The sequence below is a fragment of the Myxococcus eversor genome (assembly GCF_010894455.1).
GTDB classification, from domain to species: domain Bacteria; phylum Myxococcota; class Myxococcia; order Myxococcales; family Myxococcaceae; genus Myxococcus; species Myxococcus eversor.
In genome coordinates, this window is record NZ_JAAIXY010000012.1 from 129141 (window position 1) to 143773 (window position 14633).

The 14633-nt window shown below is 67.2% G+C and carries 15 protein-coding genes; 5 read left to right on the top strand and 10 right to left on the bottom strand.

Annotated elements, in window-relative coordinates; translation table 11 throughout:
• Positions 1 to 1448: 1448 nt before the first annotated feature.
• From hflC to G4D83_RS24190, 3 genes are all read right to left on the bottom strand, one after another.
• The gene (gene hflC / locus G4D83_RS24180; protein ID WP_163867176.1) at positions 1449 to 2390 is read right to left on the bottom strand and encodes a protease modulator HflC; all 942 of its coding nucleotides are present in this window, start codon (positions 2388 to 2390) and stop codon (positions 1449 to 1451) included.
• Positions 2387 to 3436: an FtsH protease activity modulator HflK gene (gene hflK / locus G4D83_RS24185; protein ID WP_240356533.1), complete on the bottom strand. Its 1050-nt coding sequence runs from the start codon at positions 3434 to 3436 to the stop codon at positions 2387 to 2389. Before hflK ends, hflC begins: the two co-directional genes overlap by 4 nt.
• A gap of 121 nt (positions 3437 to 3557) precedes the next feature.
• On the bottom strand, positions 3558 to 4301 hold the full coding sequence (locus G4D83_RS24190) for a hypothetical protein (protein WP_163867178.1): 744 nt from the start codon (positions 4299 to 4301) through the stop codon (positions 3558 to 3560).
• Between the two features lie 237 nt (positions 4302 to 4538).
• Between G4D83_RS24190 and gspG the strand changes: the two genes are divergently transcribed.
• On the top strand, positions 4539 to 4958 hold the full coding sequence (gene gspG / locus G4D83_RS24195) for a type II secretion system major pseudopilin GspG (RefSeq protein ID WP_163867179.1): 420 nt from the start codon (positions 4539 to 4541) through the stop codon (positions 4956 to 4958).
• A gap of 241 nt (positions 4959 to 5199) precedes the next feature.
• Positions 5200 to 5529 carry a YgdI/YgdR family lipoprotein gene (locus G4D83_RS24200; RefSeq protein ID WP_163867180.1) on the top strand — a complete coding sequence of 110 codons (330 nt, stop codon included), beginning with the start codon at positions 5200 to 5202 and terminating at the stop codon, positions 5527 to 5529.
• Between the two features lie 87 nt (positions 5530 to 5616).
• On the opposite strand, the gene G4D83_RS24205 is transcribed toward G4D83_RS24200, so the two are convergent.
• A complete protein-coding gene (locus G4D83_RS24205) occupies positions 5617 to 6303 on the bottom strand; it encodes a hypothetical protein (RefSeq protein ID WP_163867181.1) in 687 nt (228 codons plus the stop codon).
• Between the two features lie 72 nt (positions 6304 to 6375).
• Positions 6376 to 6822, bottom strand: a complete 447-nt coding sequence (locus tag G4D83_RS24210) for a hypothetical protein (protein WP_163867182.1) — start codon at positions 6820 to 6822, stop codon at positions 6376 to 6378.
• 498 nt (positions 6823 to 7320) lie between these two features.
• Here G4D83_RS24210 and G4D83_RS46375 point away from each other — a divergent pair, with 498 nt between their 5' ends.
• Entirely contained in the window at positions 7321 to 7563 is a 243-nt protein-coding gene (locus G4D83_RS46375; protein ID WP_240356534.1) for a helix-turn-helix domain-containing protein, read from the top strand.
• An 81-nt stretch (positions 7564 to 7644) separates the two neighbouring features.
• On the opposite strand, the gene G4D83_RS24220 is transcribed toward G4D83_RS46375, so the two are convergent.
• The 3 genes from G4D83_RS24220 to G4D83_RS24230 are packed head-to-tail and all read right to left on the bottom strand — an operon-like array spanning position 7645 to position 9695.
• Positions 7645 to 8298 carry a polysaccharide deacetylase family protein gene (locus tag G4D83_RS24220; protein ID WP_163867183.1) on the bottom strand — a complete coding sequence of 218 codons (654 nt, stop codon included), beginning with the start codon at positions 8296 to 8298 and terminating at the stop codon, positions 7645 to 7647.
• Positions 8295 to 8837, bottom strand: a complete 543-nt coding sequence (locus G4D83_RS24225) for a VOC family protein (RefSeq protein WP_163867184.1) — start codon at positions 8835 to 8837, stop codon at positions 8295 to 8297. The genes G4D83_RS24220 and G4D83_RS24225 overlap by 4 nt, the downstream gene beginning before the upstream one ends.
• Before the next feature lie 30 nt (positions 8838 to 8867).
• Complete coding sequence (locus G4D83_RS24230; protein WP_240356535.1) at positions 8868 to 9695, bottom strand: fumarylacetoacetate hydrolase family protein; 828 nt, start codon at positions 9693 to 9695, stop codon at positions 8868 to 8870.
• Positions 9696 to 9887: 192 nt separating this feature from the next.
• Here G4D83_RS24230 and G4D83_RS24235 point away from each other — a divergent pair, with 192 nt between their 5' ends.
• Positions 9888 to 10637 carry a GntR family transcriptional regulator gene (locus G4D83_RS24235; protein WP_163867186.1) on the top strand — a complete coding sequence of 250 codons (750 nt, stop codon included), beginning with the start codon at positions 9888 to 9890 and terminating at the stop codon, positions 10635 to 10637.
• Complete coding sequence (locus G4D83_RS24240) at positions 10637 to 11482, top strand: alpha/beta fold hydrolase (RefSeq protein WP_163867187.1); 846 nt, start codon at positions 10637 to 10639, stop codon at positions 11480 to 11482. Before G4D83_RS24235 ends, G4D83_RS24240 begins: the two co-directional genes overlap by 1 nt.
• An 8-nt stretch (positions 11483 to 11490) precedes the next feature.
• On the opposite strand, the gene G4D83_RS24245 is transcribed toward G4D83_RS24240, so the two are convergent.
• On the bottom strand, positions 11491 to 13182 hold the full coding sequence (locus tag G4D83_RS24245) for an ABC1 kinase family protein (protein WP_163867188.1): 1692 nt from the start codon (positions 13180 to 13182) through the stop codon (positions 11491 to 11493).
• A gap of 35 nt (positions 13183 to 13217) precedes the next feature.
• Positions 13218 to 14573 (bottom strand): Na+/H+ antiporter NhaA, encoded by a 1356-nt coding sequence (gene nhaA / locus G4D83_RS24250; protein WP_163867189.1) that lies wholly within the window; start codon positions 14571 to 14573, stop codon positions 13218 to 13220.
• Between the last annotated feature and the right edge of the window lie 60 nt (positions 14574 to 14633).

A 14633-nucleotide genomic window follows, 5' to 3' on the forward strand; every position in this document is an offset into this window, starting at 1 on the left:
CGCAGTAGCGAGCGCCGCACCTTGAAACGTGCGCGTTGCGGATGACACCGTGCCCCAGGTGGCGATGAGGTTCGTCACCAGTTTGGAGACAACCCGCACCTGCTCGCCGCGTGTCAGGTACTGGAAGCTCTCCAGATACTCGGGGGACGACTCCAGAAGCGCCGCCACGGCGGCAGGCATCTGTCTGAGCGCCGCGAGGTTGTCAGCGGGCGATGTCGAGAAGAACTGCCCCACCGCCAAGGCCAACCCGACGAAAGCCTCTTCGGCTCCGTCCAGAGTGCGGCTCAGGTAGTCGGCATCGTCGTGGACGTCCGCGAAGGCGCCTCCTCCGGTCTCCTCCAGCCGTGCGTTCAACTGCCGGAAGACACCGCCCTTGCCCGAGTAGAAGACGCCCAGCTCGAACTGGCCCGCTCGAAAGGCGCCGTCCTTCCACTCCACGGCGCCCACGCGCTGCTGGGTCTGCCCGCTGCGCACCCACGCGAGGCAGCCGTCAGGACGGAGGACCGCCAGTTGTGTGAAGCGACCCACCCGCCGCACCAACTCGGCGCGCGACACTTCGCTCGCGTCCAGCACCTCGCGCAGCATGAAGCCCACCGCGACGCGTGCCGGGAACTGCCCCAGCGTCACGTCCTTGACGGTCAGCGCCTTCAGCAGTCGCGCGGCGTGTGTCGGCGTGAGCGAACTGCCTGCAACGGGACGCTCGTCTTGGTCCCCGAGCCCCGCGTCACGAAGCAGCGCATCGAACGCATCGCTCCTCTGTCCTCGGAAGTGCCCCCCTTCCCCGAGTAGTGCGGAACGCTGCTGGAAAGTGCTCCTGCGCGTCGAGGGTTCAACGCCAGCGCATCCCGTCACGAGGAGAATGGCGCACAGCACCCAGAGGACAGCACGCATTCAGCACCCCCATGCCTCTCTCCAAGGGAGGCAAGTGGGTTGAATGCTGTCATTCCTATCTGACAAACGGATGGCAACCGACAGCGCGGAGGAATCTTACAACGTCACTCCGACATGCCTCGGAGCCTCCCTTTCAGGGCTCGAACCCGCCCGCGTTGCGGAGCCGGTTGGCGCGCATTGTCCACCCCCAGCCCCATCGAGGCGAAGGCGCCCGGCCTCAACGTCCCTTCCGCTGTCGGGAACAACAGGGTGCCGCTCGTGCCCAGCACGTAGAACTTCCCCCCGAGGAATCTCCACCGCACCTCGGCCGCGCAGGAGATGAATCCCATCGGCTGAACCCTCTCACGCGACATCTACCTTGACGCTCACCGCCTCGGGCCTCAGTGGAATGACCAGCGGGACGCGGTCCAACTCCTCGACACGCCGTTGCTGGCGTGGGGCAATACAGGGGGCAACGGCCGTGGGGTGAAAAAGAAAAAGGCCCGCAACCCCTGAGGATTACGAGCCATTTCCAGTGGAGGCGGCGGGAATCGAAACTGGGGCGCGGCCGCGTCCCTCTACTTCTTCGCGCTGCTGCGCAGGTACCGGTAGAACTCCGAGTCGCTGCCCAGGAAGAGGGACGTGGAGCGGTCCACCACCTGGGGGTAGGCCTCCAGGGTGCGCATGAACTGGTAGAACTCCGGGTCCCTCCCGAAGGCCTCGGCGTAGATCTTCGTCGCCTCGGCGTCGGCGGTGCCGGTGATCTCCTGCGCCTTGCGGTAGGCCTCCGAGCGGATCTCCTTCAAGTCCCGCTCCCGCTGTCCGCGCACTTCGGCCGCGCGGCCCATGCCCTCGGAGCGCGAGCGCTCGGCGGTGCGCCGCCGCTCGGAAATCATGCGCTCGAAGACCTTCACCTGGACCTCGTCGACGTAGTTGATGCGGCGGATCTGCACGTCCACCAGCTCCACGCCGAACTCCTTGACGATCTCCGCCGCGCGGTCGCGAATCTGCCGGGTGAGCTTGTCGCGGCCCTGGGAGACCTGCTCCAGCGACTCACCGCGCTCGGCCTCGGTCGTGTACTCGTCGTCCTCGAACGGCCGGTTGGTGGAGCGCACCGCTTCAATCAGCGCGAACGAGGCGATGGTGTTGCGCGTCTCGCCGTCGATGATGTCATCCAACCGGGACTGGGCGTTGCGCTCATCGCGCAGGCGCTGGAAGAAGCGCAGCGGGTCCACGATTCGCCAGCGGCCGAAGGTGTCCACCCAGATGTACTTCTTGTCCTTGGTGGGAATCTGGTTCGGGTCTCCGCGCCAATCGAGCCAGCGCTTGTCGAAGCGGTTCACCGTGTCGACGAAGGGCTGCTTGAAGTGGAGGCCGGGCTCGGTGATGGACTGGCCCCGGGGTTGGCCGAAGCGGGTGATGACGGCCTGCTCGTGCTCGCTCAGCGTGTACGTGCTGGAGAAGCCCAGCACGACGGCGACCACGGCGAGCGTGAGGAGAATCAGTGCGACGCGGCTCATCGCTGGGCCTCCTTCACCTGCGCTGCTCCCGCGGAGACGGGGTCCGCCCCATCCATCCGCAGGAGGGGCGTGAAGCCCTTGAGGTTCTCGTCCATCACGACTTTCTGTCCGGCGCCCGTGAGCACCTGGCTGACGGTCTCCAGGTACATGCGGCGGCGCGTGACTTCCGGCGCCTTGCGGTACTCGTCATAGACGCGGGTGAAGCGCTCGGCCTCGCCCCTGGCGCGGTTGATGCGTTCAATCGCGTAGCCCTCCGCGGAGCGCAGGGCCTCCTCGGCCTCGCCCTTGGCGCGGGGGATGGCGCGGTTGCGCTCGGCGTAGGCCTCGTTGATGGCGCGCTCCTTCTCCTGGATGGCCTGGTTGACCTCGTTGAAGGACGGCTTGACGGGGTCGGGCGGGTTCACGTCCTGGAGGACGACCTGCTGGATGTCCACGCCCGTCTCGTAGCGGTCCGCCAGGTCCTGGAGCAGCAGCTTGGACTGGGTGGCCACCGTCTGACGGCCCGTGGTGAGGACCTCGTTGACGGAGTGGTCGCCGACCACGGCGCGCATCGACGCCTCGGAGATGTCGCGGAGCATCCCCTCCACGTTCTTCACCTTGAAGAGGTACTTGTACGGGTCCTTGATCTTGTACTGGACGATCCACTCGACGACGGCGACGTTGAGGTCACCGGTGAGCATCAGCGACTCGCGCTTCAGGTCGGAGGTGCTCGCGGAGTAGGACGTGTTGCGCGTGCTGACCGACTCGGTGCGGAAGCCGAACTCCGCCTTGAGCTGGCGCTGCACGGGCACCTTGACGATGCGGTCCACCCAGAACGGCAGCCGGAAATGGGGGCCCGGCTCCACCGTGCCCACGAAGCGACCGAGCCGGAGGATGACGCCGACCTCGTCGGGCTCCACCTGCGCGTAGCTGGTGAACAAACCCACCACTCCGAGGAGCCCCAGGCCGCCCAGGAGGAGCCTGCGACCGAGGCCACGATTCAGCCTCCCGCGCAGCTCACGCAGGACGTCACCGGGGTCCCGACCACCAGGGTCGGGGTTCAACACTCGAGGATCCCATGCCATCCTTCAGTCTTTGGACTACATAACATCTGGATGCAAGCGGAACCCGGGCGGCGCGTGAAACGAGCCTGAACGCCTGGTGTTCGGGAGGGCCCCTCGCCGAGCGTCACTCGTCGCAGTGGGAGGACCTGTCCTGGATGAACTTCCTGGACACCTCAGGGACCAGTTTTTCGTTCTCGACGCGGTAGTTCACCCGGCTCTCGATGATGTCCGGTTGGGTCCCGCAGCCGGATTCGTAGATGAGGTAGGTGACGGTTGGCCCCGCTGCGTCCAGGGAGGCGCGGAACCCTGTCTCGCCCGTGTAGACAGCCCCGGTGGGGTGTCCGCTGCGCTCGTCCGAGCCCAGATGGCGCCCATCCGGTGCTCTCAGCGTCACGCGTACGCTCTGTTCGAAGGAGGAGTCAGGGAGGTCCTCCTTTTCGAGCCGCTCCAGCACCACGGCCGTCAGGGTGCCCTCCTTCTTCTTCCACGACTTCGACTGGAGGACTCGCCACGTGGGGCCGAGCTGGGGGCAGGCCAGCGGCTGCGCCCACGTCACGTTGTGCGCGTATGCCTCGGCCTCGAAGGCCTTGATGGTCTCCAGCACCTTCGGCGCCGCGGAGGGCTCGCAGGCTCCGAGCACCACCACGAAGCCCGGCTTGAGGCCCGGCACGCTGTCGCTCGGGACGATGCGTGGGTAGCCCTCGGCCACCTTCAGCAGCCCATCCCATTCGTTCGCCTTCGCGCGCTCCCGCCACCGAGCCAGGGCCGCTTCGGCCTCGGCCATGTTCTTGCCGCCTCCCCAGATGATGAGCTGGGCGGGCCGGGGCTCCGCGCTCGCCAGGCCTGCCCCTGCCAGTACGACAGCCACCCCAAGACTTTTCAAGCGCACGAAGACCCCCTTGGTGTCGCCGGCATCCTAGCAAGGCTTTGAGGCACTTCGTGGCGGCACGTGGCCTGCAATTGAGTCCCCCTGGGCCCGTCGCCGGTCGTCGGCGGAGGGCCCGGATGGGCAGCGCCATGCGCGAAGCCAGGGCTCTGAGGGACACGGCGACACGCGAGGCGGGGCAGGGGCCTGCCAGAACGTCACATGAGGTGAAGAAAAGTCATGAACCCGAACAAGTCCAAGCAGCATCGCCGTCGCAAGCGCGGAATGACGCTCATTGAAATCATGGTGGTCATCACCATCCTCGGCCTCATCGCGACGGCCGTCGGAGTGTCGGTCCTGGACTCACTGAAGGAGGCAAGAAGGGACAAGGCCTCGCTGGACATCAAGGCCATCGAAACCGCGCTCAAGCTCCACTACACGAAGACAGGCAACTTCCCAGACACGCAAGCGGGCCTCGGCGCGCTGGTGGAGAGCCGGGCGCTGGAGCAGCTCCCCAAGGACCCGTGGGGCCACGACTATGTCTACCTCAACGAGGGAGGCAGGCCCGTCGTCCTCTCCTACGGAGCGGACGGCGCCGCGGGAGGCGAGGGCGAGGAGACTGACATCTCCTCCGCCCCCGCGAACTCCCAGAAGGGCTGAGTCTCCCATCGCCCGTCGGCCCGCATCGGCGCTTCCGGTGCGGGCCGTGCCCCTTTCCACCCACCACTTCCACCGCGAGACGGCCGGGTGCACCCACCGGACAGCTTGGATGTTGAATGCCGGCATCCTGTCGAGTGTGTTTGTGTTTGATTGAGTTGCTGTTTAATCCAGCAAGGCGGGATGCGAATCGAGCCTCCCGTGACGCTCGCGGGCGTCCTCACATTCAAAGAAAGGCATGGCCATGAAGAAGCTGATCCTGGGAGTGTTCCTGGCAACGATGTCGCTCGTCGGCTGTGGCACCGAGGAGGCGCTCCCGCCGGAGACCGGTCAGGTGATGGCCACCGAGGATGGCCGCGAGCTCGTCATCGAGCAGCGGTCGGCCGAGCCGGGCGAGGAGGCTCCGGAGGTCGAAGCCGCCAACGTGAGCGTGGACGAGGACAGTCTCGCCTGTTGGGTGGTGCTCAACTACTGCAGGCACCCGCAAACGGGCCGGCCGCACTGCACGGCCACGGGCTGCACGGTTGCCCAGGCCATCAAGCATTGTCAGGCACTCATCAAGAAGACCTGCTGAGCTGACATCGCGGAGCATCCCAGGGGACCTCTCGGCCTCGGCCGGGAGGTCCCGGGGGACATGGGCCGGCCCGCCATCGCAAGGGTGTCAATCCGTCCCTGATGGGGTCAGGATTGTGTCTGGCTTGGCGAGGTAGGCCACCGCCTCGACGTTCCCAGCCTGGTCTGGGGTGCCCGTGATGGCCGCCATGAAGGGGCCATCCCATGCGTACGCGTCATCCACCAGACCCGCGTGGATGAAGTGCTGGAAAGCGTTCTGGCTCGGATGGGACATCTCGAGCCGGCACATGGAGCTGCGGCATTCGAGGGCCACGATGCGCGCTCCTTGAGGCAAGTGGGTGCCTATCCTCTCCACGCGCCGAGCGGCGTCTCGGCTCCATGCCGGGTCGACCCCTTCGCTGAAGAAGCGGGCATCCAGTCGTGCGACCACATCACCGGGGGTCACCTCCGTCGGGGCGGCGCTCGTGCCCTCAGTGGAGTCGCCCGCGTCAGGCGCGCGGAGGCTCTCCAAGGGCTTCGCCGGTGCGATGCGCGCGTCCACGCTCGGGCCCACGGACTGGGCTGCCAGGGCAGCCGCCTGGGCCTCATGAGCCAGCCGGGCCGAGCTGGCGGTCGAGGCCTCCAACTCGCGAAGCCTCACCTTCATCCGATGCAGCTCGGCGGCATCCCATGGTGCCAGCTCCTCGCCTGGGTTCGCGAGCCGTGACACGCCGTAGGACAGCGCTGCCGCGAGGAGGACCGCGCCAATCCAAAACCAATTCGTAGTCGTGGTCATGTCACGTGAATCGGAGTGCCCGCGAAGACGTGGGCACTCCGCTCCGTTTGAGGTGGCTGGGCACCGCTCGAATCAGGGCGTGTAGTCAACCGTGACGACCGCACCGCCGGGTTCGAGGTGACAGTTGATGTACATGTATCCCGCTGGGGGCACGTAGGCATCGTTCAAGGTGATGTAGGCTCGAACGCCGAAGGAGGGCATCCACTTGCGCGTGCCACCCCAGACAAGGGTGCCCTCGCGATTCACTCCCGCCGCGGCGCAGCCCACGTTGTTCGCAGATGAGGCGCCAGATGCGGCGATGACCGCCGTCTTGTTTCCCGCGCTGTCGATGACCAGGGGAAACTCGAAGCGCTTTCCCGTCGCGCAGCCATTCGTCATGGCGCTGCCGTTCATCAGGAAACAACCACCATCGACCCAGTCCACGGGCCTGCCGCCACTCCCTGGAACGGAGCGGGCCACCACCGCGAGGGGGAGGATGATGACCATCGTGAGGATTCCCTGCTGGAGCTGCCTCTTCATGCGCTTCTCTCCTTGAGAGGATGTTTCGAGCGCAATTCCTCATCTAAAGATGCTATTCTTGCAATTCACTAAAAATAGGGATGGCGTTCAGGGGGGCGTCCCGGGAGGTCCGATGAACACTGGCAATCTTCGGAGTTCGCAGGTCCGTGCATTGGTTCGTCTGGTCAACGAAGCGCACGAACTGCCCGTGGGGCGGGAGGAGCGTCCCCGGCATCTTGTCACTGGCTTGTGTAGCATTCTGGGAGCGGAGGCGGGCGCGTGTGTCCTGGAGCCCGACTTCAGGCCGGGTGGGCACGGAGACTTCAGGGTCGTAGCGCTGGAGGGCTGGAGCGGGAGCATGCGGCACGCGCTCGAGGGGCTCCGGACGTTGGGCAGTGCTTGCAATCCGGCCATCCGCGCGCTGATGGATCGCTCCCCATTTTCAGGTGCCGTCGTCACCGAGGTGCGCCAGGAACTCGTCGAAGATCGGGTCTGGTATGGAGCCTGCTCGGACAGTCGGTGCCCACGAAGGAGGCGGTGCTGGTGGACAGGCTCACGCCGCGCGAGCGACAGACGCTCCAGTTGCTCCTGCATGGGATGGCGGACAAGGACATCGCGGCCCGGCTTGGTATCAGCCGCTTCACAGTGAATCAGTACACGAAGGCCATCTACCGGTGCTTCGAGGTCCAATCGCGGCCTGCGCTCCTCGCGAAGTTGCTCGGCGGCGACGTGGGAGTCTCGCACTCCAAGTCACGGCAGTAGGCGCGTGCGCGGATGTGCGCGGCTTCGTCGACGATGGTTCCTCGCGCGATGCCGAGCGAGGCAGCGTACGCGTCGGATCGATCAGCTCGCTGGGCCCGTGACGAGCCCGCTCAGATCACCCGTGACGCGCCCATCGACGATGGGGACACACTCCGGAGGACACCGCGGCGTGAATTGAATTCCCAGGTCGCGGGCCCTCCGGAGGAAACCATCCAGTTCCTGAAGACACGCCTTCGGGATGTCATGCAGGACCATCAGGGTGTGGGGACGGCTCATGCAGTCCGCGAGCGCTCGTTCCGGCCAGCCCTCGGGGTCGAGCCAGTCGCCAGGGACGCTGTTCCAGAGGATGCACGAGTATCCATGCTCCTTCAGGTGTTCGACCGCGCGTGGACTCAAGAGGTGTGGCCCCAGCCGGCCTCCTCCTCCGAAGGGCCGGAACCGCTTCGGCCCCAATCCCAGCGGAGCGAGGAGCGCCTCGGTCGCGGCGATCTCCGCCTCCACCGCGTCCGGACGGACATCCTCGCCCAGCGGCACGGCGTGCGTGAACGAGTGGTTCCCCACGAGGTGCCCCTCGTCCCGGGCCCGCTCGACGAGGCGCCGCCCCTCCGCCGTTCCCAGGTGTTTGCCCAGCACGAAGAAGTGCGCGGTGATCCCATGCGACGCCAGGACGTCGAGCACCCGAGGCGTCACCTCGGGGTCCGGCCCGTTGTCGAACGAGAGCGTCAGCAGGCTCATCGAAACCCGTTGTTCGAGGTGTGGTCACCCGCGAGCCAGCGCGACAGCTCCTCCCGCGCGCGGGCCTGGCGGGCCCGCATCACGTCGGGCTTCACGGCATCCGGACTGTCGTGCGTGAACTCGACGATCATCCCGTTCGGATCCTTGATGTAGAGCGAGCGGCAGTATCCGTGCTCCAGCACGTACAGCTCGGGCTCCGTATATCCCGCCGCACGCAGGCGCTGCTCGATGGCGCCCTGGGTCTCCACGTCGACGTTCAGCGCGATGTGGTGGAACGGCGTCGGAGGCATGGAGGGCCCGAAGAGCTCCTGGTCCGAGGACTTCTCGAACTGGAAGAACGCGAGTGCGCTCCCGTCGCCCAGTTCGAAGAATGTATGGCAATACGTCCGGAGGGCGCCGAAGAGCTCGTCTGATTCACACCAGGTCGCGATGAGCGGCAGGCCAATCAAGTCCTCGTAGAACCTCCGCGTCGCCTCCAGGTCCTTGGTCACATACGCCGTGTGATGAAGCCTGCTGGGTCGCCTTGCCTGGATTCCCATGCGTCCTCCTGCTGTCGTGGTTCCATCCGCTCAGGTGCGGCGCGCGCCGATGACCGGATTGCGCAGCACCCCGATCCGCTCGACCGAGACCTCGCACACGTCTCCCGCACGCAGGAAGCTCGGCGGATTGCGCGCGGCACCCACGCCACTCGGCGTGCCCATGGCAATCACGTCGCCCGGAAGGAGCGTCATGACCTCGGAGAGCCCGGCGAGGACGGTGGGGACGTCGAAGATCATGTCCGACGTGCTCGCGTCCTGCCGGAGCTCGCCGCCGACGCGCATCTGGATGCGCAATCCCAAGGCGCCCTCTGGCAGCTCGTCTGGCGTCACGAGCTCGGGGCCGAGCGCGCCCGTGCCGTCGAAGTTCTTCCCGAGCGTCCACTGCGGGGTGCGCTTCTGGTAGTCCCGCACCGAGCCGTCGTTGAAGAGCGTGTAGCCCGCCACCCACTCCAGGGCCCGCTCGCGAGGGATGTCGCGCCCCGGGCGCCCCACCACCACCGCGAGCTCGGCCTCGTAGTCGAGCTGCTCCGAGCACCTGGGCACTTCGAGCGGAGCCTCGTGTGCGAGGAGGCTCGTGGCGACGCGGGTGAACACCACCGGGTAGCGAGGGGGCTCGAAGGCCGCCTCCGACGCATGGGCGACGTAGTTCAGCCCGAGACAGAGAACCTTGCTCGGGTCCGGGACGAGCGGCCGGTAGTGGAGGGCTGACGGCTCCACCCGGAATCGCGCGGGCGCGTCGACGGCCCGCGCGGCCAGCTCGGCGAGTCCGCCGGGATTGCGTTCAAGCAACTCGCGGAGCGAGCTACCGACCGACGGGACGAGGGCCGTGACATTGACCAGCCCGTCTGGCGTTCGCACGCCGAGGGCAGGGGACCCGTCCACAAGAATCGAAGCAATTCGCATCGTCGCGCTCCTCCAACGGGGACCCTAGGTGAGTCAGGCGCCTTGAGTCAAATAATGTCGACAAAACGAGGACTGTCGTTGGTTTGACATATTGCATCAAATCTCCGCGATGCCCTATAGAGCCAGATATCCCCTGTGAGGAAGCCGATGGCCGCCCCATCCCGCATCGCTGGTCTCGCATCCGAACCGACCCTCACCTCGACGGTCGTGGACCGGATTCGCAACGACATCCTTCGCGGGGTGCTGCCTCCCGGGGAGAAGCTGCGGCTCGAGCATCTGGCGCCTCGCTACGCCGTCGGGCGGACGCCCTTGCGGGAGGCGTGTTGCCGCCTGGCGTCCGAGGGGCTCGTCACCATCGAGGACCAGCGCGGCTTCAGGGTCGTCCCCATCTCCCGGGCCGACCTGCTGGACCTGACGAGGACCCGCCAGCAGCTCGACACCCTCGCGCTCCGCGGGGCGATGGCTCGCGGTGACATCTCCTGGGAGGGCGAAGTCACGGCGGCCCTCCACCGCCTCCTGCGGAGGACGCCAGCCTCCAGCGACGGGACGCTCGATGATGACTGGGAGGCCGAGCACGGGCGCTTCCATGCGACCCTGCTGGGGGCCTGTGATTCCCCCTGGCTCCTCAAGTTCTGCGCGACCCTGTTCGACCAGAGCGAGCGCTACCGTCGCCTCGCGGTGTCGCATGGCCGGCATGCGCGCGACATCGAGGAAGAACACACCGCCCTCGTCCGGGCCACCCTGGCGCGGGACGCGGAGCGTGCCTGCGCGCTCCTGGTCGAGCACATCGCCAGGACGACGGAGCTCGTCCTCGCCGCCCATCCCGGCCTGAGCGTCAATGAGCCGGTTTCCGAGTCTTTGCCGACAAAACAACGAAGCGCCTCCAGGAAGGCCTGATGAGAACCCCATTCGTGGAGGGGCCGGACGGCGTCCGGCTCGCGGTGAGCGACGCGGGCCCCGTGTCGGGCGTGCCATCGGTGCTCTTCGTGCATGGCTTCGCACAGAGCCGTCACTGCTGGGACCCGGTGCTCGAGGGAGGCCTCGCGCGGAGCTTCCGCCTCGTGGCGCTCGACCTTCGCGGTCACGGTGACTCGGACAAGCCCGAAGGAGATGCGCCGTATGTCGAGGGCATCCACTTCGCCGACGACCTCCATGCGGTGATTCAGGGCCTGGGCCTGGAGCGGCCCGTCGTGGTCGCCTGGTCCTATGGCGGTGTCCTTGTCGGCGACTACCTGCGCCACCGTGGGGATTCCGCGCTGGGCGGCCTCTTCTTCGTCGCGGCGTCGCTGAAGACCGGGAAGCCCGCCCGCGCCTTGTTCGGGCCGGGCATGCTCGCGAATGCCCGAGGCCTGCTGTCGGACCAGGAGGAGACCTACGCGTCGGCGGCGCGCGACTTCCTCCAGGCCTGCGCGGCGCGGCAAGTCCCCGGAGCGTTCGCCGACGAGAGCCTTCGCGACATGCTGCGCGTTCCACCGCATGTCCGCCGCGCGCTCCTCGCCCGCACGGAGGACTATTCAGCGGAGCTCGAACGCCGCACCTGCCCGGTGACCACGCTGCACGGTGAGCTCGACCAGGTGGTCCTCCCCGCCATGAGCTCCGAACTGGTGCTGCCGCGCGTGCCCGGGGCCCGGGGCGTGTCGCTTCCCGGCGTGGGGCACCTGCCGTTCATCGAAGCGCGTCCGGACTTCGAGGGGGCGCTCTCCGCGTTCGTGACGAGCTGTCGCGAGGCCTTGGGCGGCTGAAGCCGGGCCTACCTCTTCGTCTGCTTCTTCAAGAACCGGCTCAGCCGCACCTTGCCCAGTCCGCGTCCGCCGAACAGGTACCAGGTGATGGCCGCGCCGAAGAGGCCCGCCGCCAGGGCGATTCCCACCGCTCCGAGCACCGGGATGTTCCCATACATCCACGGCTTGGGCGCGAAGGAGATGAACGCCCCCACGATGAAGCCACACGCGCACAGCCCCATGAAGGCAATCACCGCCGCGCTGCGCAGGTTCTCGTTCAGCTTCTCGAACTGGTCCGCGCGCACCGTCACGGTGAACTTGCCGGACTCCATGTCGAGCAGGATTTGCGACAGCTGCGTGGGCAGGTCCTGCGCCATCGACTGCAATCGCAAGAGTGTCCGCATCAGCCCGCCCTGCAACTGCGTCGGGTCATACCGCCCCGCCAGGAGCTCCTTCGCATACGGCAGCGCCACCTCGATGATGTTCATCTCCGGGTAGAGGCTGCGCAGCATTCCCTCGGTGGAGATGGAGGCGCGGCTGAGCAGCGCGTACTCCTTGGGAATCCGGATGCGGTACTTCACCGCCAGGTCCAGCAAGTCGCGCAGCAGCGTGCGCGCGTCCACCTGTCCCAGCGTGGTGGGCAGGTGCGCGCCGAGGATGCTCTCGATGTCGTTGCGGAACCCCACCAGGTTGGCCCGCGCATCCGGCACGCCCACGCGGTAGAGGATGCGCGCCACCGAGTCGCTGTCCTTCAGCGCCACCGCCAGGCACAACATCACCAGCGTCTCCTGCATGGGCCGCGTCAGCCGCCCCACCACGCCGAAGTCCAGCAGCGCCAGCCGGTTGCCCTCCATCAGGAGGAGGTTCCCCGGGTGCGGGTCGCCATGGAACAGCCCGTCGTCGAAGAGCTGCCGGAAGCTTGCCTCCAGGATGTTCTGGGCAATCGCCTTCCGGTCCTCCTCGGCCAGCGTCTCCGGCGCGATCTTCACGCCCCGGATGAACTCCAGCGTCAGCACCGTGCGGCTGGACAGCGCCGCGTAGACCCGGGGAATCTTGAGGTACGTCCGCTCCCGGTGGTTCTCCAGGAACGCGCGGACGTTCGTCGCCTCGTTGATGAAGTCCAGCTCCTCGTGGATGGCCCGGTCGAACTCGTCGACGATTCCCGTGGGCGTGTAGATGCCCGTCTCCTCCACCACGGCCTCCAAGAGGCGCGCCAGGCTGCGCAGCACTCCGAGGTCGGAGTCGATGCTCGCGGCGATGCCCGGCCGCTGCACCTTCACCACGACCTCCTCACCCTCCAGCGTCACCGCCCGGTGCACCTGGGCAATCGACGCCGCCGCCAGCGGCACCTCGTCGATCTGCTTGAACAGCTCGCTGGCTTCCTTGCCCAGCGATTCGCGAATCTGGGAGAGCACCTGCTCCAGCGGAATCGGGTCCACGTTGTCCTGGAGCAGCGCCAGCTCCTCGACGAACTCGGCGGGCAGCAGGTCCGCGCGCGTGGACAACACCTGGCCCAGCTTCACGAAGGTGGGGCCCAAATCGTTCAGCAACATCCGGAAGCGGCGCGCCGTGGACGCGCGCTGGGCCTCCGGTGACACTTCCACCTTCTCCTGCCGACCCAGGATGCGCCACAGGCCCGCGCGCTCGAGCACCTCGCCAAAGCCATGTCGCGCCGCGATGACGGTGATCTGCCGCACACGGTTGAGGTCCTGGAGAATCACGGGAGGGTCTGTCTCCTTGCCACCACGGTCCGACGTTACGCCCGCGCCACCGGCTTCGCCACGAAGCGGAGCAGCACATAACCCACCACCGCCGACAGCAGCGAGCCCACCAGGATGCCCAGCTTGGCCTCGTTCAAGAGGCCGGGCTGCCCCGCGAACGCCAGCCCCGCGACGAACAGGGCCACCGTGAAGCCGATGCCCGCCACCACCGAGACGCCATGGAGCTGCGCGAGGCCCGCGCCTCCGGGCAGGGTCGAGACCCGCAGCTTCACCGCCACCAGGGTGAACAGGAAGATGCCCACCTGCTTGCCCACGAAGAGGCCCGCCATGATGCCCAGGGGCAGGGGGGCGAGCAGGTCCTTCCACCCCATGCCTTCCAACGAGATGCCCGAGTTGGCCAGCGCGAACAGCGGGACGATGCCGTAGCCCACCCAGCCGTGCCACAGGTGCTCGAAGCGGTTGAGCGGCGGCTCCAGCTCCTCGATTCGATCCTCGATGTAGAGCAACTGCGCGCTCCTCATCGACTCGTCCTCGGCGTTCTGGGTGCAATCGTTGATGTACGTGGAGAGCTCCTCCAACACGTTCCGTCCTGGCCGGGTGGGGCGCGAGGGGATGCACAGGCCCACCACCACGCCAGCCAGGGTGGCGTGGATGCCACCATGGTGCATCGTGTACCAGAGCGCCGCTCCGGCCAGCAGCCAGACGATGCCGTTGCGGACATAGAAGCGATTGAGCGCCACCAGCAGGGCGACCACCGCGGCGGCGGCGAGCAGCCACTCGACATGCAGCCCCGTGCCGTAGAACAGGGCGATGACGAGGATGCCGCCGATGTCATCGAAGATGGCCAGCGCGGTGAGGAAGACGATGAGCCCGTGGCCCACGCGCGCCTTCACCAGGGTGAGGCATCCGATGGCGAACGCGATGTCCGTGGCCATGGGGATGGCCCAGCCCGCCATGGCCGGAGTGCCCGCGTTGATGGCGGCGTAGACGGCGGCCGGCACCACCATGCCACCCAGCGCGGCGATGAGCGGCAGCATCGCGCGCGAGAGCGTGCGCAGCTCCCCGGCGCTCAGCTCCCGCTTCACCTCCATGCCGACCAGGAAGAAGAACAGCGTCATCAGGCCGTCGTTGATGAGCTCCTGGAAGGTGAAGGACGCCTGGGTGCCCGCCACCCCCAGTTCCAGGCGGGCGCCGAACAAGCCGACGTAGGAGGAGGCCCACGGTGAGTTGGCCCACGCCATGGCGACCACTGCGCACAGGGCCAGCAGGATGCCGCTGCTGGCCTGGAGGCGGAAGAAGGCCTGGAGTGGCGCGATGGCCACCCGGAAGAGCGCGGGCACGGGGGCCGGTGAACGGGTCCGGGGAGAGGGCGAGGTCGAAGGAGTCTCCATGGCGGGGGCCAAGATGCCCGCGCCTTTCAGTGGGCGCACCCGTTTTCGGACCCGGGTCCG

Bases quoted from the DNA above. Each gene is read 5' to 3' on its own strand.
- G4D83_RS24220 (WP_163867183.1), bottom strand. From the start codon at position 8,298: ATGAGCCTGCTGACGCTCTCGTTCGACAACGGGCCGGACCCCGAGGTG.
- gspG (WP_163867179.1), top strand. From the start codon at position 4,539: ATGAACCCGAACAAGTCCAAGCAGCATCGCCGTCGCAAGCGCGGAATG.
- G4D83_RS24225 (WP_163867184.1), bottom strand. From the start codon at position 8,837: ATGGGAATCCAGGCAAGGCGACCCAGCAGGCTTCATCACACGGCGTAT.
- G4D83_RS24200 (WP_163867180.1), top strand. From the start codon at position 5,200: ATGAAGAAGCTGATCCTGGGAGTGTTCCTGGCAACGATGTCGCTCGTC.
- G4D83_RS24235 (WP_163867186.1), top strand. From the start codon at position 9,888: ATGGCCGCCCCATCCCGCATCGCTGGTCTCGCATCCGAACCGACCCTC.
- nhaA (WP_163867189.1), bottom strand. From the start codon at position 14,573: ATGGAGACTCCTTCGACCTCGCCCTCTCCCCGGACCCGTTCACCGGCC.
- G4D83_RS24210 (WP_163867182.1), bottom strand. From the start codon at position 6,822: ATGAAGAGGCAGCTCCAGCAGGGAATCCTCACGATGGTCATCATCCTC.
- G4D83_RS24205 (WP_163867181.1), bottom strand. From the start codon at position 6,303: ATGACCACGACTACGAATTGGTTTTGGATTGGCGCGGTCCTCCTCGCG.
- G4D83_RS24240 (WP_163867187.1), top strand. From the start codon at position 10,637: ATGAGAACCCCATTCGTGGAGGGGCCGGACGGCGTCCGGCTCGCGGTG.
- hflC (WP_163867176.1), bottom strand. From the start codon at position 2,390: ATGAGCCGCGTCGCACTGATTCTCCTCACGCTCGCCGTGGTCGCCGTC.